The organism is Paenibacillus puerhi (genome assembly GCF_009846885.1).
Taxonomy (GTDB): Bacteria; Bacillota; Bacilli; order Paenibacillales; family NBRC-103111; genus Paenibacillus_G; species Paenibacillus_G puerhi.
This window is the reverse complement of sequence record NZ_WUWM01000001.1, coordinates 223,370-243,419: the sequence shown is the minus strand read 5'-3', so window position 1 is coordinate 243,419 and position 20,050 is coordinate 223,370. Positions and strand designations below refer to the sequence as shown.

At 56.7% G+C, this 20,050-nt stretch carries 15 protein-coding genes and 1 other annotated feature; of the genes, 2 read left to right on the top strand and 13 right to left on the bottom strand.

Going from position 1 to position 20,050, the window contains the following annotated elements; all coding sequences use genetic code 11:
• Positions 1-67: 67 nt before the first annotated feature.
• The 6 genes from mreD to GSF01_RS01015 all read right to left on the bottom strand — a co-directional run bounded on the left by mreD (position 68) and on the right by GSF01_RS01015 (position 4,612).
• Positions 68-595 (bottom strand): rod shape-determining protein MreD, encoded by a 528-nt coding sequence (mreD, locus tag GSF01_RS01040; protein WP_159881157.1) that lies wholly within the window; start codon positions 593-595, stop codon positions 68-70.
• 15 nt (positions 596-610) lie between these two features.
• On the bottom strand, positions 611-1,492 hold the full coding sequence (mreC, locus tag GSF01_RS01035; RefSeq protein ID WP_328803617.1) for a rod shape-determining protein MreC: 882 nt from the start codon (positions 1,490-1,492) through the stop codon (positions 611-613).
• Positions 1,493-1,574: 82 nt separating this feature from the next.
• Positions 1,575-2,612 (bottom strand): rod shape-determining protein, encoded by a 1,038-nt coding sequence (locus tag GSF01_RS01030; RefSeq protein ID WP_159881155.1) that lies wholly within the window; start codon positions 2,610-2,612, stop codon positions 1,575-1,577.
• 54 nt (positions 2,613-2,666) lie between these two features.
• On the bottom strand, positions 2,667-3,356 hold the full coding sequence (radC, locus tag GSF01_RS01025) for a RadC family protein (protein ID WP_159881154.1): 690 nt from the start codon (positions 3,354-3,356) through the stop codon (positions 2,667-2,669).
• A 371-nt stretch (positions 3,357-3,727) separates the two neighbouring features.
• Positions 3,728-4,309, bottom strand: a complete 582-nt coding sequence (locus GSF01_RS01020; protein ID WP_159881153.1) for a Maf family protein — start codon at positions 4,307-4,309, stop codon at positions 3,728-3,730.
• A gap of 60 nt (positions 4,310-4,369) precedes the next feature.
• Positions 4,370-4,612: a DUF4321 domain-containing protein gene (locus tag GSF01_RS01015; protein WP_159881152.1), complete on the bottom strand. Its 243-nt coding sequence runs from the start codon at positions 4,610-4,612 to the stop codon at positions 4,370-4,372.
• Positions 4,613-4,793: 181 nt separating this feature from the next.
• Between GSF01_RS01015 and GSF01_RS01010 the strand changes: the two genes are divergently transcribed.
• Positions 4,794-6,194 (top strand): N-acetylmuramoyl-L-alanine amidase, encoded by a 1,401-nt coding sequence (locus GSF01_RS01010; RefSeq protein WP_235941201.1) that lies wholly within the window; start codon positions 4,794-4,796, stop codon positions 6,192-6,194.
• Positions 6,195-6,596: 402 nt separating this feature from the next.
• On the opposite strand, the gene GSF01_RS01005 is transcribed toward GSF01_RS01010, so the two are convergent.
• The 6 genes from GSF01_RS01005 to GSF01_RS00980 all read right to left on the bottom strand — a co-directional run bounded on the left by GSF01_RS01005 (position 6,597) and on the right by GSF01_RS00980 (position 16,209).
• The gene (locus GSF01_RS01005) at positions 6,597-7,985 is read right to left on the bottom strand and encodes a hypothetical protein (RefSeq protein WP_159881150.1); all 1,389 of its coding nucleotides are present in this window, start codon (positions 7,983-7,985) and stop codon (positions 6,597-6,599) included.
• 155 nt (positions 7,986-8,140) lie between these two features.
• Positions 8,141-9,529, bottom strand: a complete 1,389-nt coding sequence (gene murC, locus GSF01_RS01000) for a UDP-N-acetylmuramate--L-alanine ligase (RefSeq protein WP_159881149.1) — start codon at positions 9,527-9,529, stop codon at positions 8,141-8,143.
• Between the two features lie 7 nt (positions 9,530-9,536).
• Positions 9,537-10,916, bottom strand: coding sequence for a bifunctional folylpolyglutamate synthase/dihydrofolate synthase (locus GSF01_RS00995; protein WP_159881148.1), 1,380 nt, complete (start codon positions 10,914-10,916; stop codon positions 9,537-9,539).
• Between the two features lie 9 nt (positions 10,917-10,925).
• A complete protein-coding gene (locus tag GSF01_RS00990; protein ID WP_159881147.1) occupies positions 10,926-13,595 on the bottom strand; it encodes a valine--tRNA ligase in 2,670 nt (889 codons plus the stop codon).
• Between the two features lie 56 nt (positions 13,596-13,651).
• Positions 13,652-13,908: a binding site (T-box leader), on the bottom strand.
• Positions 13,909-14,173: 265 nt separating this feature from the next.
• On the bottom strand, positions 14,174-15,247 hold the full coding sequence (locus GSF01_RS00985) for a LysM peptidoglycan-binding domain-containing protein (protein WP_159881146.1): 1,074 nt from the start codon (positions 15,245-15,247) through the stop codon (positions 14,174-14,176).
• 80 nt (positions 15,248-15,327) lie between these two features.
• Complete coding sequence (locus tag GSF01_RS00980) at positions 15,328-16,209, bottom strand: RluA family pseudouridine synthase (RefSeq protein WP_159881145.1); 882 nt, start codon at positions 16,207-16,209, stop codon at positions 15,328-15,330.
• A 355-nt stretch (positions 16,210-16,564) separates the two neighbouring features.
• Here GSF01_RS00980 and GSF01_RS29485 point away from each other — a divergent pair, with 355 nt between their 5' ends.
• Complete coding sequence (locus GSF01_RS29485) at positions 16,565-18,418, top strand: phosphodiester glycosidase family protein (RefSeq protein ID WP_407945731.1); 1,854 nt, start codon at positions 16,565-16,567, stop codon at positions 18,416-18,418.
• A 157-nt stretch (positions 18,419-18,575) separates the two neighbouring features.
• On the opposite strand, the gene hemL is transcribed toward GSF01_RS29485, so the two are convergent.
• Positions 18,576-19,877, bottom strand: a complete 1,302-nt coding sequence (gene hemL, locus GSF01_RS00970) for a glutamate-1-semialdehyde 2,1-aminomutase (RefSeq protein WP_159881144.1) — start codon at positions 19,875-19,877, stop codon at positions 18,576-18,578.
• Between the last annotated feature and the right edge of the window lie 173 nt (positions 19,878-20,050).

The window sequence follows — 20,050 nt, the reverse complement described above, 5'->3', positions numbered from 1 at the left end:
GTTCCTACCTCCTAAGCCTATACAATTCGGCTTGGCGCAGGCGTTCTCCTGCCCGAAGTAGGAAAATTTATTCTTCCTTCTCCGACGACTTCCCTGGCAGGCTTTCGAACATACGGCGCACCGGGACGTAAATCGCCAAGGCGAACAACAAGTTAATCAGCATGCTCGGCAAAATCTGATGAAGAAACACCCACTCGAAGGGAACGGCGGTCACCCGGAACAGCCGATTAATCCCATAGAGAATCGAATCGTAGAATAAATGCCCGCTGCCGATCACGAGCATACTGACAACGATGCTTGAGTACATCCTTCCCTGCAGCAGACCGGCTGCATAACCGGCAACCCCCATCGCGAAGGCGGCTGGCCCAAGCATCGGCGAGGACGATAGAAAATCGTATAAAAACCCGAACAGAAGTCCATACACCAGGGCGACATGGCGGCGGACATAAAGACCGATGTACAAGATAACGACCAGAACAAAGTGGGGATTAACCTCCACATTCGTCTGCCAGCCAAGCGGAAGAATCCACGGAAGCAGCGTAGGCTCCAGCAGAAATAACACAGCTAACAGCAACCACAGCTTTTTATGACTCATTCGCGTCCGCTCACCTCACTCCGGCACTTCGACGACGAATACTTCGCGAAGGTGGTTGAAGGAGGCGAGGGGCTCGATCATCGCGACATGCGTAATTCCGAAGTCGCCTTCCCGCCGCTCGACCACTTTGCCGACCTCGATCCCGCGGGGAAATACAAGCCCCTGGCCGGAAGTAATGACGGTATCGCCCACCTCCAGCGGATCGTTCCGGTCGATTTTGGTCATAACCAGCATCTTCGTGTCGGGATCGTAGCGTTCGATAAGACCGTATGTCTGATTGACTCTGCCCTTGGCCGTAACCGCGATAGCCTTCGAATCGGGAGTCGTCACCTTGGAGTCGATGGAGGCCTTGTCGTCAATGGCCGTGAGCAGCTGGACATTGGAATAGAAGGCCGATACCTCGGTCACCCGGCCGATTAAGCCTTCTACGGAAATAACCGCCATATTCGGACGGATATTGTCCCGCTCACCCAAATTAATAGTTATCGTTTTCCCCTGCTGGATGAATTGCACAACCTCCGCTATACGGAACTTATACTTATTCATCTGTTTCTGCCGCTCTGTAAAGTTAACCGCTTCCTGAAGCCTCTGGTTCTGCAGCTCCAGGTCATTCAATCTTGTTGTATCACGCGCGTAGCGAGACAACGTCTCCCGCAGTACTCGGTTCTCCTCGTAGATCGTCCGGATCTGACCAATCTCCTGAAAATACTCGACTACTGCCCCTACCGGCCTGTAGATCAGTCCTTGCGTGAACGAAACCGTATCTTTTACGAATTTACCCGGCCAAGTCCTGTACCCGCTTTTCCCGTAAGTCAATCCCATGAGTACGATGAAACCGATAAGAGCGAGCATCAGGATCAACAATCTTTTGTTCCCCAATAGCTTCAATACTGACACCTTCCAAACTTACGAACTTGGTAGGCCGCCGAAGCGGTGTATGCGTCCCACAAACGCCGATCACCGCCTCCGGGCAACCGGACTAACGCCGAGCCTTGTGGGCTGGACCTGACTTCCGGAACAAATGAATATTTTCAAGCGCGCGCCCCGTCCCTATGGCCACGCAATCCAGCGGATTTTCGGCGACGAGAACGGGCATGCCGGTTTCGCGGGTCAGCAGCTTGTCCAGGTTGCGCAGCAACCCGCCGCCGCCCGTCAGTACAATGCCCCGATCCATGATATCGGCAGACAGCTCGGGAGGACATTTCTCCAAGGTCACCTTGACCGCATCGACAATACTGTTAAAGGTATCGCTCAGTGCCTCGGTAATTTCTTCCGAAGAGACGGACATCGTTTTGGGCAGGCCCGATACGAGATCGCGGCCCCGTATCTCCAGCTTGATCGTGTTCTCCAGCGGCAGGGCCGAGCCGATCTCCAGCTTAATCTGCTCGCTGGTACGCTCCCCGATCATCAGATTATAAGTCCGCTTGATATACTGGGTAATCGCATCATCCATCTCATCGCCCGCTACCCGGACCGAACGGCTTGTCACGATACCTCCCAGAGAAATAACCGCTACTTCCGTTGTCCCTCCGCCAATGTCGACCACCATGCTGCCCGTCGGCTCCCACACCGGCAAATCCGCGCCGATGGCCGCCGCGAAGGGCTCTTCGATCGTGTAGGCTTCTCGCGCACCGGCTTGCCGAGTAGCATCCTCTACCGCCCGCTTCTCCACCGCCGTAATACCCGAAGGCACGCAGACCATGACGCTGGGATGGCGCTGGAACAGCAGACGCTGCTTCTGCGCTTGCCGGATAAAATATTTAATCATCGTAGATGTCGTTTCGAAATCAGCAATAACGCCGTCCTTCATAGGACGAATCGCCCGGATGTTGCCCGGCGTACGCCCGATCATTTTTTTGGCGTCGTTACCAACAGCTTCAATCGTCTTCGTATCGGTTCGGATTGCGACAACGGAAGGCTCCCTGACAACAATTCCCTTCCCTTTGACGTAAACGAGCGTGTTCGCGGTGCCTAAATCTATTCCTAAATCCTTGGTGAATCCTCCCAATCCGAGCATCGATGTTTCTCCCTTCTCTATTTGAAGGCGTGTCTCACGCATTTGACTATTATATTACATCAATCCAAGTTCCTTCAAACTCACAAAACGGCGGTCGCCGATAACCAGATGATCGAGCACCTCGATCCCTACAATCTCGCCGGCCTCCACCAATCTTTGGGTCAACTGTATATCTTCCGGACTAGGAGTCGGGTCCCCGCTTGGGTGGTTATGGGCGCATACAATCGAAGCGCTGCTTCGCTTGATTGCCGCACGGAACACTTCCCGCGGGTGTACGATCGAGGCGTTCAAGCTCCCCATCGACAGCGTCTCTTGTCCGATCACATGATTTTTGGTATTCAGAAACAAGCATACGAAATGCTCTTTCTGCAAATAACGCATATCTTCCATCAACAGCGCGGCGGCATCCTGCGGAGAGCGGATCGTAACGGCATCGTTCATCGTCGATCGGGCCATTCTTCGGCCCAGCTCGATCCCGGCTTTAATTTGCAGCGCCTTGGCGGCGCCGATTCCTTTAATCTCAGTCAACTGCTCGGTACTTACGTCGGCCAGCTTGCGCAAGCCCCCGCTTTCCCTAAGCAAACGCTCGGCCAGTCGGACAGCCGATTCGGCAATCGTGCCGGTACGCAGTAAAATGGCAAGCAACTCCGCATTGCTTAAAGCTTCAGCCCCATGCTGTATCATTCGTTCTCTAGGTCGGTCTTCAATCGGGACATCGCGCAACGTAAAATTGAGCGATTCCATGTATTCCCCCCTTTTCCATTCGAATTTCCATTATACCATTACGCCCGCTCAAAAAACAGCAAACAAAAAAACGGCAAACAGGCCGGCAAGCCGCATCCATCAAGGCCCGCACCCTCGACATCCGAGAGGCTTGCCCCGGTTCATTTCCTGCTGACGATTGGATGATTCCCAAATATCCGCTCGCTCCATCCTCTCTCATTTTGCAAGCTTAACCGCCTCCTTATTCATCGAAGCAGGCAGGACTTTTAATATCTTCGTCCACCCAGGCTGATTTAAGTCTTGTCTCCATCCGGCCGAGCCCTCATACTTGGCTTCATAAAGAAAGAGCATCTCCTGCCTCCCGTCGGCCCGGATGATGCTCTTGTTGTGTTCTAGAGAACGCGAACCCCAAACTCTTCCAGCATATCGGAGAGCAGTCCGACAGGCAGACCTACAACCGTAAAAAAGTCGCCGTCAATCCTCTCGATCAAAGTCGCCCCCAGGCCCTGTATGCCATAGCTTCCCGCCTTATCCCGGGGCTCCCCGGATTGAATATATCGGCGAATCCTCGCTTCATCCATAGATTTCATGAAAACCTCAGTTTTCCAGTGCGCTACCCGGGATTGTCCAGTACCCGCATCCACGATAGCCACGCCCGTATATACCGAGTGCGCTCTGCCCGACAGCTGCGACAGCATCCGAAATGCGTCCTGGTCGTTTACCGGCTTACCCATGATCTCGTCGTCGCATACGACAATCGTATCCGAGCCGATGACCAAGCCGGCTTCATACTGCTTGGCTACCGAGCTTGCTTTACGGAGCGAAAGCAGGTCCACCATCTCCGAGGGCGCAGTTCCAGGCGGGACCGTCTCATCCTCATCGCTCGGATGGGTGGTAAAAGTCAGATTCAACCCCTGGAGCAGTTCCTTTCTTCGGGGGGAGGAGGAAGCGAGAATCAACGGAACGATCGACATAAAACGATACCTCGTTTCGAATTATTGTGAAATGGGTATAGGCATGTCCTGATGCCCGAGTTATATCCTGCGGAATACCCAAAACCCTGCGGCAAGGCCGGCAATGCTGATCAGGTTGAGCCTGATATGAAAGTCCAGATCGTAGCGGATGACGAGCAGGTCCGCTTTGGGCTGCCAGGACAGCTCGACCGACTTGGTCAGGAACGACAGCGCCGAGTAGGAGGACAAAAACTGGCCGACCAGGGTTCCCGCCACCAGCCCGATCAGGAGCAACAGGAGAAGCGTAATCGTATTTTTTTTCAAGGTATAAATGACCTCTTTTTCACAATATAGGGCTTCGCGAGACAGCTTCGACGAGCTGCCCGAATCCTTCGTTATTATATCATATTCGAAAGCTCAGGCGCTGTCTTTTCTTGTTAGCAATTTGCCGGCTGGATTTCCGAAAATGAAACTTGTTCGCCAAGTAAAGAAAGGATGGAACCGATTGAAAGCAAAATGCCTTGTGGCCGCTCTAGCGGCATTCTGCATATGGACCTCTCCGGGACAAGCGCTGGCGGCCACGGTAGTCCTGGATGCAGGCCACGGCGGGACCGATCCCGGCGCAATCGGCGTGAATGGCTTGCAGGAAAAAACCGTTAATCTGGATATTTCCCAGAAGGTACGCGATCGGCTGATACAGCGCGGATACGAGGTAAGGATGTCCAGGGACACGGACATCTATGTGTCGCTTAGCGACAGGGTCGCTTATGCCAAGGCTCAGCAAGCCGATATCTTCGTCTCTATTCACGCAAACTCTTACAGCAACCCGGCGACCCGGGGAGCAATGGTTCTTTATTATGACGACGCCTATCCGCAGTCCAGCTATCCGGCAAGTGAAGAGATGAAGGCGCTGACCCCCCAGAGCCGCGAGCTTGCGCAGTTCGTGCTGGACGGATTTCTCGGCAAGGCGGGCGGCACGGATCGCGGGTTGGTACCAAGTGCCGTTTATGTCGTCAGGATGGGAAATATCCCTAGTATCCTGGTGGAGACGGCTTTTTTATCGAATGCGCAAGATGCAGCTTTACTGGCCGACGAGTCGGCTCGCGTTGCGATGGCGGAGGGCATTGTCGACGGTATCGAGGCATATCTGTCCGCCGCGGACACCGGTTTTTCCGATATACGCACGCATTGGGCCCGAGAAGCGATACTGCGATTGAAGGAGCGCGGCCTTGTCGTAGGAGCCTCCGGAGGCCGCTTTGAGCCTGCCCGGGCATTAACTAGAGCGGAGTGGGTGACGCTGCTGAATCGTGTATTCGACTTGGACCCTGCGGGGAAAGCTTGCAAAGCAGTCGAGGGCTCGGTGTCCGGCGCCGTATACGCCGACTGCGACCCCGGTGCTGCCGAAGGCCAGATCGGCACAGGCGTTGATGCAAGCCGGATTCCCGGCTTCGCGGGCATTTCGGGCGCTCCTAGCGCCGGACAAGGCAAGGCTGGCGACCTTGAACGGAAACAAAGCCCGGAAGCGGCAGCAGGTTCGGAGCTAGGCGCGGCAGCCTTCCGGGACGTTCCCTCCAAGCACTGGGCCTACGCCCAATTGGATCAGGCCGTCAAGTCGGGCTTGCTGGAAGGATATCCCGACGGCACGCTGCGCCCCAACCAGACGGTAAGCCGGGCTGAAGTCGCTTTGCTGTTCCAGCGCCTGGCCCAGATGCCTCTGGCTTCGACGGGAACGAGTCCGTTTGGCGACATGCCTGCCGACCACTGGGCCGCGCAAGCCGTGGCCGCGCTTAAGAACAGCGGACTGATCAACGGGACGTCGCCGGGACGCTTTACCCCCGACAGGTCGATCACCCGGGCCGAAGCCGCGACCCTGCTAGACCGGTATGTCAGCAGCTATTCCCGATAAAGCTATCTGCGGTTAAGGGCATAGCGTCAGCTTCCCGTCATCTATATAGGTTGAACTTAAGACAGTAACATTCGGCTGGAGCTTCATCGGCGGCAAATCCAGCTTGTGCTTAAAGACCTGCGAGTGTACAACTTTTTTGTCGGATAGTTGACCAACAAGTAAAACTCCCGCAACCGTGCATCTATTTTCCGCTTAACCCGTTGGTTCAGGGAAATATCGCATAAAATTCCTGCATACTTGCAGACTTTTCCCTATCAGAAAGCCATTTATGTAAAAAACCTGCACTTTGGCATGTTTCCGACCTGGAATGGGGATAGATTGCATAAAAAAATGATCCGGAAAAGGATCATTTTTTTTATGTCCGAACTGGAGAAACCGGTATCCGGCAGGTGCAGATTCTTGTTAAGAAACCGATACCGTCTTCAGCAATTCCTTCTCGGCGACCAAATATTGCATGATGGCCGTCTGTGCCTGCCAAAGCAGCGAAGCCGACGGGTTTTTCTTGTACTCCTCCAGCGTCACAACCGCTGTATTGAGTGCGCTGTTCAGCTTGGGCAGCGCGGCTCTCCCCGCCTCCCCCAATCCGTCGCTTATCGCGGGGGCCGACTGGGACCAGGCTTGATGCGCCGTCTTAATGGCTTGCAGCGCCTTGTCATCCATCGGCTTCGGCTCTTTATCCACAACATGCAGCGAGGTCTGCGCGCCGATCAGCTGCACGAGCTTGCTGCCCAGATTCATGTAGGCGGCGAATGCCTCGGGCTGCTTGCCGTTCCAGCGAATCTGCGAAACAGCCGGTATCTCATACGTTTTTAGCATCACATCGATTTCCTTGGCCTTGTACGTTTGCGACAGGCCAAGCGACTCATCGCGGTTCGCGGCTACTCCTACGAAAACCGTGAACTTCTCACCGGCCTCGCTCACGGCCGACAATCCTTTCTTACGAAAGTTCGCTACTTCCGCCTCAGCGCTTTGGGCCGTGCTGAATACGCCTCCCTGCAAAATCGTATAGCTTCGCGCCGGAAGATTGACAGCTACTCCTGCGCCGGCTGAAGTCGGCTGCGCCCCGGCTCCGCTGAGCCCCGAACCTGGCTGAGCCGTTCCAAGAGCTGCCCCGGATGCGCCGGCGGCTTGCTGCTGTCCCGTCTTGCCGATGTTGGCTTGTCCCGCTTGATCGCCATCGGGAGCGGAGAACATCGAAAGCACCAGAAATCCGAATGCCACCCCCGTAACCACCGCGCCTGCGACAGAAATGACAATCCGTAAGAAGGAGCCGCTGCCGGGGGAACGCGTAATTCTTACATGGCCCCCGAATCCCCCGTCGTCCCAGCGGCGGTCGCGGTCCGGCCTGTCCCCATTCCCGTCCCGGCCGCGCGAGTCTGCGGCGCGACGATCTTCGTCACCCGCCTCCCCCGGCCCGTATTCGCTATATCCGGTCTCAGGATCGACCTGTCGTTCCGGGGGACTGCGAAATGGGGTTTCGGTCCGATCGCGCTCCCCGTCGAAGGAACTCTGCCAGCCTCCAAAATCGGTCGTAAAATCATTCAAGGGCTTCATTCGGCTCGCAGGTCCCAAGGAAGCGCTCCTATCCGGTTGCTGCTGCTCCATGACAGGCCTGTCCGTCATGGCTTCGGGCATGGCGATCGGCTCCTCGGCCGGAATCGGACGCGAAGACTCTTCCACGATCCGGTATTCCTCGGCACGCAGCGGGATGACCTTCGAGTTCCGGCGGAGGCTGCCCTCCTCTTGCCGGCGGTCCTGCGAGAAACGAAACGTCATCTTGGCTTTAGTCATAGCTTCAACTCTCCCTTGTCAGTGATCTTGCTACTAGACTATGAGAGTTGCAGCTTGAATAGAACCTCAAAAAGAGGGATGCCTGCTGTTCAGGACATCCCTCTCTCTCGTATCGCTTTCCCTTGTCGGCCGGCTGCACAGCTGCCACCCGGCTGTCAGCCCTTCGTTTCCGACCGTTCCTCCAGCGCTTTAGCCAAGCCTGCTGCCGTCTTCCAGATATCGCCGGCCCCCATCGTGATGATCAGATCGCCGGGGCGAACCGTACCCAGCAGGTACGCCTGCACTTCTTCCTTGGTCGGCACGTACTTGACGTTCGAATTGCTATTTTGGCGGATCAGCTCCACCAGCTTGGCAGACGTAATCCCCTCGATCTGCTTCTCGCCGGCCGGCGAGTAGATATCGGTGATGATCACCTCGGCCGCATCCGGAAATGACCGGCTGAACTGTTCAAACAGGAAATAGGTTCGCGTATAGCGCTGCGGCTGAAACACCGCCACGATTCGTTTGCCGGTTGCCTTGGCTGCCTGAATCGTCGCTTCGATTTCCGTAGGATGATGGGCATAATCGTCAATGATCAGCATATCGTCCACTTCGCCGAGCACTTGAAATCTGCGCTTCGCCCCGCGAAACTCCGTTATGGCCTTCGCCACCTGGTCAAAGGTCAAGCCTGCTTCCAGACAAGTAATCAACGTAGCCAGCGCATTATATACATTATGCTTGCCCGGTACGGACAAACGGATGGTGCCTAGCGTCTGACCGGCATGGACCACCTCGAAGGATACCTTGCGGTCGCCCAGTACGATAGCCTGCGCGACGTAGTCCGCATCCGAGTCGATCGCATAAGTGATGACTTCGCTGCGGATATCCTGCAGCATCTCGGCCAGATAAGGGTCATCCTTGGAGACGACGGCCTTGCCTTCCGGCTTGACTTGACTGAGAAACTGGGCGTAAGCCTGCTTCAGCTTGTCAAAGCTGCCGTCGTAGTTCTCCAGATGATCGGCTTCGATATTGTTAACCAGCGCGATCAGCGGCTCATACTGAAGGAACGAGCCGTCGCTTTCATCCGCCTCGGCTATCACGTAATCGCCTTTCCCCGCTTTCGCATTGCTGCCTACGTTCAACAGCTCTCCGCCTATGATAAAGGTCGGATCCTGGCCGCATTCCTCCAGCACCAGCGCGATCATAGACGACGTGGTCGTCTTGCCATGCGCGCCTGCGACGGCAACGCCTTTCCTGGCGTTCATCAGGCGGGCCAGCATCTCCGAGCGGTGCAGGATCGGAATATTCAACGCCTCAGCCGCAGCCATCTCCACATTGTCCTTGGACAGAGCCGTCGAATAGACGACAATGTCCGCGCCTTTTACGTTCTGCGCCTCGTGGCCGATATATACCTGTGCGCCCTTGGCAGCGAGCTTTTCCGTCAGCTCGGCTTGCGCCAGATCAGATCCCGAAACTTGGTAGCCCATTTCCAGCATCACTTTGGCAATGGCGCTCATACCATACCCGCCGATGCCGATAAAATGGATGTGCTCCGATGTGTTCACGCCCGTTTCACCAGCCTTTTTCAGAATCGGATTGATGCTTGATCCAGGAACGTACATCCCCTATCAAATATAACGTCCCGGAAACGACGGCGAGGTCATCCTGTCCCGTCATCCGCGTCAAACGATCCAACGCTTGTTTCCAGTCCGGTTCGATCACAATTTCCACATGTTCTCGTCCCAGCTCGGTCAGCATCCGCTTGGCCAACTCGGCCAGCTCCATGGCGGACGCTTTCTTGAGCCAATCCGGCTCGGTCAATATGAGCGTATCCACTATTGGCAGTATATGCCTGAAATAGCCGGTATGATTCTTATTTGACAGCATTCCCATCATAAAATGCAGCTTGCCGTACTTATACGTATCGGTAAGGGCCGCAGCCAGCGTCTCGGCGCCTTCCGGGTTATGAGCTCCGTCGATAAGGATTCTCGGCTCAGCAGCCACCTGCTCCAGACGTCCCGGCCACTGGGCCGCCCGCAGTGCGCGGTAAAGCACCTCGTCGTCGACGATCAGAGCGTAGTACTGCCTAAGCACCTCCAGCGTCATCAAGGCGACCGCGGCGTTTTTCACCTGATGAGCGCCGTTCATCGAGATCGCCACATCCGGAATACGGCGGAACAATCCGTCGAAATGAAACACCTGTTCATTCTCCCCGCGCCGCAGGAGCTCCGTCTTATACTCGCGACCCAATACATAAACCCGGCTCTTCTTCTGCGCGGCCTTCTCCTCGATGACCGCAAGCGCCTCCGGCTGGTCGACCGCGGTGATGACTGGCACGCCTGCCTTAATGATCCCGGCCTTCTCGCCCGCGATCAAGGCGAGGGAGTCGCCCAGGAACTCCATATGATCGTGGCCGATATTCGTAATAACCGAGACCAGCGGCGTCACCACATTGGTCGAATCGAGACGCCCGCCCATCCCGGTCTCCCATACGACGAAATCGGGATAAGCCGTGCGCGCGAAATATTCGATCGCCACCACGGTCGATATTTCGAACATGGACGGCTGTCCGTACTCCTCGGCCACCCGGTCAACCAGAGGCTTGACCTTATTGACCGTCTCCAGCAGATCCTCATCGCTGATGTTCTGCCCGTTCACGCGGATACGTTCATGGTAAGTCTCGATGTAAGGGGACGTAAAGGTTCCCACGTCATAGCCCGCCGAGTGGAGCGCTTCGGTCAGATAGGCGCAGACGGAGCCTTTGCCGTTCGTCCCGGCGACATGAATAAACTTCAGCCTGCGGTGCGGGTTGTCCAGCAGCTCCATGAGCCGCTCCATACGGTCCAGCCCAAACTTGATGCCCGCCAGCGGAATGAACCTCACGATCCAGTCCACCGCCTCACGCGCCGATGTAAACGGCGCCTGGGCTGCTTCATTTCCCTCGATTGTCATCGGCCGGTATCATCCTTTCAGCTCGGCGATGCGCGCCGTCACTTTGCTGCGCTTGTCGGCATAGTCCGCGAGCTTTGCTTTTTCCTCATCGATCACTTTGGCAGGAGCCTTGGCGACGAAGCCTTCATTCGCCAATTTTTTCTCGATCCGCTCGACCTCGCCGTGCAGCGTCTTCAGCTCCTTCTCCAGCCGCGCTATTTCCTGGGCAATGTCGATCAGTCCCGCGAGCGGCAGGAACAGCTCGGCCCCGGTAACGATCCCCGTCATCGCCTTGTCAGGCGCTATCAGCGCCGCATCGATAGCCAGGCTGGACGTATTGCTGAAGCGGCGGACATATTCCTCGTTGCGCTGCAAAATGTCCAGCGCTTCGCTGTCGGTTGGCTTCACGAGCAGCTCGACCTTCTTGCTCATCGGCACATTGACCTCGGCGCGGATATTGCGGACGGTGCGGATAATCTCCATCAGAAGCTCCATCTCGCGGACCGCTTCCGGCGCTTCGAAGGCCGCGTCATAAGTCGGCCAAGGCGCCAGCATGATCGTCTCGCCCTCATGCGGCAGATGCTGCCAGATTTCCTCGCTGATAAACGGCATGAACGGGTGAAGCAGCCGCTGCGTACGGTCCAGCACGTAAGCCAGCACCGACTGCGTCGTCTTCTTGGCGGTCTCGTCCGTACCGTAGAGCGACAGCTTGCTGAACTCGATGTACCAGTCGCACAGATCGTCCCAGATAAAGTTGTACAGCAGACGTCCGGTTTCCCCGAATTCGTAGGCGTCCATCAGCCTCGTCACATCGCGGACGGTTTCGTTCAACCGGTGGAGAATCCAACGATCGGCCGTCCCCAGCTTGCCGCTGAGATCTATATCTTTATACTCGAAGCCGCTAAGGTTCATCAGCGCAAAGCGCGAGGCGTTCCAAATCTTATTGGCAAAGTTGCGCGCTTGCTCAACCTTCTCCCAGCGGAAGCGCAGGTCCTGGCCGGGTGTCGAGCCTGTCGAGAGCATGAAGCGCATCGCATCCGCCCCGTATTTCTCGATAACCTCGAACGGATCGACGCCGTTGCCCAGCGACTTAGACATCTTGCGTCCGTCGGCGTCCCGTACCAGCCCATGCATCAGGACATCGTCAAACGGGATGCGGTCGGTAAACTCCAGCGAGCTGAAAATCATCCGCGATACCCAGAAGCCGATGATGTCATAACCCGTTACAAGTAGACTGTTCGGGAAGTAACGCTTAAGATCGTCGGTATCCTCCGGCCAGCCCATCGTGGAGAACGGCCACAGCGCCGAGCTGAACCACGTATCGAGCACGTCGTTGTCCTGATGAAGGCTCGCGCTAGCGCAATGCGGGCAGACCGCAGGGTCCTCCATCGATACGATCAGTTCTCCGCAATCCTCGCAATACCAGGCCGGTATCCGGTGTCCCCACCAAAGCTGACGGGAAATACACCAGTCGCGGATATTTTCCATCCAGTGCATATAGCTTCTCTCGAAGCGGTCCGGTACAAAGTTGACGCCTTCGCCGGCCTTCTGCACCTCTACCGCACGCTGGGCAAGCGGCTTCATGGCGACGAACCATTGCGTGGACAAATAAGGCTCCACGACGGCCCCGCTGCGCTCGCTGTGTCCGACCTGATGCACGTGCTCCTCAATCTTGAGCAATACGCCCTGCTCTTTCAAATCGGCAACGATCTGCTTGCGGCAGTCGAAGCGGTCGAGACCGTTGTACTTGCCTGCATGCTCATTCATTTTGCCGGATTCGTCCATGACCAGCACCTGCGGCAGCTGGTGGCGGCTCCCCACCTCGAAGTCGTTCGGATCATGGGCCGGCGTAATTTTAACCGCGCCGCTTCCGAACTCTTTATCCACATACTCGTCTCCGACGATCGGGATTTCCCGTCCGATAATCGGCAGCACCAGCGTCTTGCCGATCAGATGCCGGTACCGCTCATCCTCCGGATGGACGGCTACAGCCGTATCGCCAAGCATCGTCTCGGGACGGGTCGTAGCGACGACGATAAACTCCCCGCTGTCCTTTACCGGATAGCGAAGATGGTATAGCGCGCCTTGCACTTCTTTATATTCAACCTCGATATCGGAGAGCGCCGTCCGGGCCGCAGGGTCCCAGTTGATGATGCGTTTCCCCCGATAAATAAGTCCTTTCTCATACAGACGGACGAAAATCTCGCGCACAGCCTTGGAGAGCCCTTCATCCAGCGTAAAGCGTTCGCGGGAATAATCGAGCGACAGTCCCATCTTCGCCCACTGGCCACGGATGGTGTCCGCATAATGCTCCTTCCACTCCCACACCTTCTCGAGAAACTTCTCCCGGCCGAGGTCGTAGCGGGTTAGTCCTTCTTCCCGCAGCTTCTGCTCAACGCGACTTTGCGTAGCAATCCCGGCGTGGTCGGTGCCCGGCAGCCAAAGCGCATCATAACCCTGCATCCGCTTGAAGCGGATCATGATGTCCTGCAGCGTATTATCGAGCGCATGACCGATATGCAGCATGCCTGTTACGTTCGGAGGAGGAATGACGATACTGTAGGGCTCCGCATCCGGCCTTTTGCCTGCCTGGAAGTATTGGCCCTCCAGCCAGAAATCATACCATTTTTTCTCGCTTTCCTTCGGGTTGTAGGTAGTGGGCATCGAGATTTCCGGTGCCGCTTGTTTGTTCTCTTCCATCTGTTTCACTCCTCGGGTAAGGTATAAAGGGACAAACGTGAAAAAAGCCTGTCGCCGCAAAGGACGAAGGCTTACGCATCCGTGGTACCACCTTTATTCCGCATGCAAAGCTGGCGTCGGGCGTCTCCCGCCGGCCCGCGTGCATACGGCTCTTATACAGATAACGGCTGCGACCGGCCGAATCTAAGCAAAGGCTTCAATCCGGCAACTCCAGGGCGACTTCAACAGGTACGTCCTGCAGAACCTCTCAGCTTGGGGCCGGTTCCGCTCTCTGAAGGATTCGCTGCTTACTACTCCCTTTCCACGTTATTACAGCATCTCATGCGTTCTATGATAAACAATCCCAGGGTGAGAGTCAATATGCGCGGGCAAAACCCGCATGGAGGCGGACTCGGATTCGGAGGCAGACCCGGACGGGCGGGACACCTTCAAGACCTGCATGTAAAGGACAAGAGACCTTGCTGCTCAATTCCCTTGCCTGCTGCCGTCCCTGGCTTCAGTATAGCCAAAAAAAGCCCGGAACAGCCCCATTGCGGGGCCGGCCGGACTTCTTTTTTTTCCAGATGAGTCTCAACGATTCAGCGAGGAATATATACGACCTGTCCTACCGCGAGCTCATTGTCCCCCAGCCGGTTGTACAGGACAAGCTCCCTCGGGTTCAGCTCGTATTTTTTGGCGATGGTTTCCAGCGTGTCCTCCTTTTGCACAATAACGAGCCGGACCCTCTTAAATTCATGCTGCTCCCCGCGCCGCGAAAGCAGCAGATTTCGCCACTCCACCTTCTGGGCGGACGCGGCTTCGGCCGCAGCCTGCGCTTGCGCGGCTTCCTCCGCCGCCCGAGCCTCCGACTTGGATGCGCTGTAATTGATCAAGGAAGCCAGTCCGTAGGCTCCCGACTTAGCAGGAGCCGATCCTGCAGCGGAAGGCGCTTCTTCTGCCGCAGTCTGCTTGCTCCCGTAGCCTACCCTCGGCCCTTTCTTCTCTTCTTCAGGAGGGGGTACGGCTGAAGAGATCTCCTCGTTCGCAGGCTCTGCTGGCGGCACATTCGTTGCAGGCTCGGACTCCTGTTTTACCTCCGCATTCTCCACCGGCTGCGGTTCCTCCAGACGGCCGCCAATCAAGCTCGCCGGGGCCGCCGCCGGCACTTGAAAAGCCGTTTGCTCCTCTTCGCGCTGCCTGACTTGCGCATCGGCGATATATTCCTCAAGACGAGTAGACGCAGCCTCATGAACGAAAACAATCTCTTCTTCCGTTTCCCTCCAGGAGGGCTCCTGTTCGTCTCGGGCAGCCTGCACCTCCAGGCCGTTTAGCGATAATACGCCAGTTATATTCAGGCTTCTCGGCGAAAGCAGATCCACGTCGAAATTTTCGATCTCGACGGCAATTTCCTCGACGCTGGCTATCCGGTTCATCGGCAGCGTAATTTCAACTGGAATCAGATGCTCCAATCTTTGCTCCTCGCGATCCTGTTCGTCCACATAGCTGCCGGTAAGCAGCAGATTGCCTCGCAGTACAGCTTGTTCTCCCTGGGAAAGCACTTGAATATGAGGGACCAGCTCGACCCCCTCCAGCTGCTTGATGCCGAGCACCTCGTCCCCGATATGCACCCGCTCATAAATATCGAACCGCAAACCGTTTGATGGTGTTGTCAATGTCATGTCCTCCCTTTCGTCTTCCTGGAGCCCCATTGTCCTATCCCATTTATATGGCTCTGCCGGAAGGAGCATGACACCTATTTTTCCAGCCGTACTTTCAGCGCTTTCAAATCCTGCGGCCAGGGCGCCGCTACAGTGATTCGCTCGCCGGTAAACGGATGCGGGAACACAAGCTGTTCCCCATGAAGCGCCTGCCGCCCGATCGGGTCCACTGGGCCGCCATACAGCGTATCGCCGAGCAGAGGATGGCCGAGATGGCTCAGATGAACGCGTATCTGATGGGTGCGCCCGGTCTCCAAGGATAGCCTGACAAGCGTAGCCCCTTTATAGGTTTGCAGCCGCTCGTAGCGCGTCACCGCACGGTCTCCTGTGGGCGATACCCGACGACGCGTGGGGTGATGCCTGTCCCGGCCTATGCTTCCGTCGATACGGCCCTTCGGCCGGACGACCTGACCCTGTACGAACGCTACATACGTACGGTCGATTCGCTTCTCGCTCATCCATACGTCCAGCCGGCTTTGCACCCAGGCGTATTTGGCAAAAAGCACCGGTCCCGTCGTATCCTCGTCCAGCCGGTGAATATGCCGGGGAAGGCACGGCCGCCCCTCCGCCTCAAGCCTCCGGGCTACGGCCTGCAGCAAGGTCCCGCTTTCTCCCGGCTCAGTGGGATGCACCTTCATCCCGGCTGGCTTGCCCGCAACGAGGCAAAAATCATCCTCGTACAGCAGCTCCACGGCTTCAGCCGTCTCCACTGCCGTCATGCTCGAATCCGCAGTTTCGAGCGGAAACAACCGCAGTCGCAGCCTGCTGCCATTCCATACCAGCTCCTCCCGATGAAGCAGGGTCCGGCTCCATTTGTCGCCAATCAGCCCGCCTGCGAGCTCTCTCGCCTGCTCCCGGCTGTCGATAGCCTCGCTATGCCGCCATTCCAGCCACTCGCCTTTTCTCTGCCAATTCATGCCGGGTCCCTCCCCTCTCTCGAAGACGTGCGGCCTGGTTTCCGCTGCCTTCTATGCTCGAAGTACGCATAGCCCACAATCATCACGAGCGCAAGCGCAAAGCCTCCGAAAACTAGCAGCATCTCAAGAGTCAAGCCAAAAAAACTGTATCGTTGCAGCACATGCCCCGCTCCATTCATTCATATAGATTGACTACCTGCTATTTTACCAAAGCTTCGGCGCTTGTCCAAACGATGCCAGCCTCTAATTTCCTTCATCTTACTCTAGCATTTCCTGTTAAATACAGACGATTTATGATAGAATAGCGTGTGGATTCATAGATACAATAGGCCATTCGGCCTCTAATGGGAGAGGAATGCATTTGAAAGGCAGTATGCAAGCGATTCGTCAGTGGAGCATCTTCAAAAGGACGTTGTTTGTCGTGGCGCTGCTTACCTTTGTCACATCCAGCTTCTTATACTTGACCCCACCCGGCGACAAGATCCGTCAGTGGCTCGCAGAGACCGTCATTACGACGCAGCACCGCAGCTGGGCGTGGATTTTCGTCGGTGCCGAACGCCGCGATCTGATGGTTAAGAAGATGCAGGAGGATATTGAGCTCGCCGCCAAGGAAAAGCAGGATCTGCAGCTCGTATCGGTACGTGCCAATCTGGAGAAGCACCGTTCCCTAGATGAATTGATCAAGGTCGAGGATATTTCGTCGCAATTCTATAAAGGCAAGAAAATGTATGTGTACGACCCGACGACCATTAAGATAATGACGCCGAGCAAAGTCGGCGAGGGCGAGCGTATCAGCTCGATGGTAACCCGGACCGGCGCCGTGGCGGGTCTCAATGGCGGTGCCTTCAACGACCCTGAAGGGCTTGGCAACGGCTTTGCCGCGCTGGGCATGATCATCTCGGAGGGGGACATTATTTTTACCGACCAGGACGGTTCCATTCCTCAGCATATTGTAGGCTTTACCAAGGAAGGCCGACTTGTCGTCGGCAAGTATGATGCGTTCGAGCTGAGAGACATGGGCGTCACCGAGGCCGTATCGTTCTACCCCCGCCTGATCGCCAATGGCAAGCCGCTCATTACTAGCGGCGACGGAGGCTGGGGCCGCGCGCCCCGCACTGTTGTAGGACAGCGCGCAGACGGAACGGTCATCTTCATCGTCGTCGACGGCCGGCAGTCGCATAGTGTCGGCGCTACGCTCAAGGAAATGCAGGATCTGCTGCTGGAGGAGGGCTGCGTGATTGCAGGCAATCTGGATGGCGGCGCCTCCTCGGAGCTTGTCGTGGATGGAGAGCTCGTCACGAAGCCATCCAGCCGGTACGGAGAGCGCAGGCTGCCTTCGGCCTTCCTGATCTACGATAACCCGGACACGGTCCATGCTCCGCGCATCTGGGACGGCGTGGATAAGATCGATGCCGGCGGCTCGTATGACCACCCGGATTTCCTGCGCGAGCAGGCCGAGAAGAAGGCGAAGCAGAAGCAAATCCCGCCGGCGTCAACGTCCACGCCAGCGTCTACGGTCAAGCCTTCCGGCGACGAGACGGATAAGACAAAATCCTCAGATGCCAAGCAAGACTCCTCCGTCCGACAGGACAAGGATAAGACGCCAAGCGGCGGGACCAAAACCACCGACGGCAATCGGGCGACCCCTGCGACCCCTGCGACTCCTTCGGCCCCTGCGGGAAGCAAGAATGCACCGCCGACCGGAGCTGCAGGCAACAGCAATGGCAACGGAAACGGCAATGTCAATGGGAACGCAGGCTCGACAGGAGCCGCACCCGGCAATAACCATGCGGAAGAAACCGGTACGAACAATAACACACGTTCAGGCGGAAATACGAATGGCACCGATCCGCATAAAGAAGGCAATGCCCAGGAAAGCAAGCCGGAATCGGGCAATACCCAAATTCCGGTCCAATCGGAATCGAACGGCCGGGTCCCCGCCGGAGCAGATCCAGGCCATCCGGCTTCCAAAGAAAGCGCGAGCGGAACGAATGCAGCAGGAACAGGAGCCGCCGGCTCCTCTTCCGTCCCTGCAGGAAGCAGCCAAGCACCGGCGGGTAATCCCCCGAAAGCTGCAGACAATGAACCGAGCGCGCCCGCAACCGGTGCTTCGCCGTACATAGCTCCCGGGACAAGCAGCCCGGCCGCACCCTCCGCAGAAAAGATCACCGATACGTCCTCCGCCTCTTCCGGCAGCAAGGACCGGTAGGCGGCCGGCGTGCACAACATATCCGTGTCATCAGTCAAGAGCCTGCCGGGAGATGGATTCCGCAGGCTCTTTTTGTTGAATGAACAGGCTGCTGGCCTACAAGGAAGCCCCTCAGGAGAATCGATTCTCCTGAGGGGCTTCCTGCTTGGCTCAAGGACTACAAAGACCCCAGCGCCTCGCGATGCGCGGCGATCGTGGCCTCGATATCCTCTTCGCTGTGCGCTGTCGATATAAACAGTCCCTCAAACTGGGACGGCGGTATGCTTACCCCTTGGTCCAGCAGCTTGGCGAATACTTGGTTAAACCGATTCAGGTCGGAGGTTTTGGCCGATTCATAATCGGTAACCGGCCGGTCCGTGAAGAACGGGCATACCATAGAGCCGACGCGGTTGATCGTCAGCGGGATCCCCCGCTCAGCCGCATTGGCCAGGAAGCCCTCCTCCAAGCGGGCGCCCATGCGCTCTAGCTGCTCATAAACTCCCGGCTCGCCAAGCAGCTTCAACGTCGTATAGCCTGCCGCCATCGCCAAGGGGTTCCCCGACAAGGTGCCCGCTTGATAGATCGGGCCTGCCGGCGCTATCTGCTCCATGATATCCCGTCTGCCGCCGTAGGCGCCGACCGGCAAGCCGCCGCCGATCACCTTGCCAAGACAGGTCAAATCCGGCGTGATGCCGTACTTTCCTTGCGCACAAGTCAACCCCACCCGGAAGCCTGTCATAACCTCGTCAAAAATAAGCAGACTGCCGGCTGCCTTCGTCAGATCGCGCAGCCCTTGCAAAAATCCGGGCTGTGGCGGTACGACTCCCATATTCCCCGCAACCGGCTCAACAATCACGGCTGCAATCTCTTCGCCGAACTTATCGAAAGCGGTACGTACCGCAACCAAATCGTTATACGGCACCGTGATGGTATTGACGGCCACGCTCTCGGGTACGCCCGGACTATCGGGAAGTCCCAGGGTAGCCACCCCCGACCCGGCTTTGATAAGCAGCGAATCGGCATGGCCGTGGTAGCAGCCCTCGAATTTCACAATTTTGTTTCTTCCCGTGTAGCCGCGAGCCAAGCGGAGAGCGCTCATCGTCGCCTCCGTCCCTGAGCTGACCATCCGCACCAGCTCGAGGGAAGGCACCCGCTCAATGACCAGCTTGGCCATCTCCGTCTCAAGCTCAGTAGGGGCGCCGAAGCTTGTCCCATGCTCGGCCGTGCTTTTTACAGCTTCAATAACTTCCGGACGGGCATGACCGAGGATCAACGGTCCCCAGGAGCCGATATAATCGATAAACTCGTTGCCATCGATATCGAAGACGCGTGAGCCTGCTCCTCTTTTCATGAACATGGGGGTCAAGCCAACCGATTTGAAGGCGCGTACGGGGCTGTTGACTCCTCCCGGGATAACCTGCTTCGCTTCTTGAAAAGCTGCTGCGGATCGGGCTTCCGACCGCTCACGGCGTTCATTCATTCCTTCCACACCTTTCCCATAAATTAACTTGAAAACAAAATTCAACCGCTATATAATAAACCGGAAATTAGGTCTTTAGATCGAACTAGTACGGCAGCCTCTATTCCGATTGAAAGGAACATCCTTAAAGTAGGTATATGGATAGAATCATTGGATAGAAACGAGGAGAAATC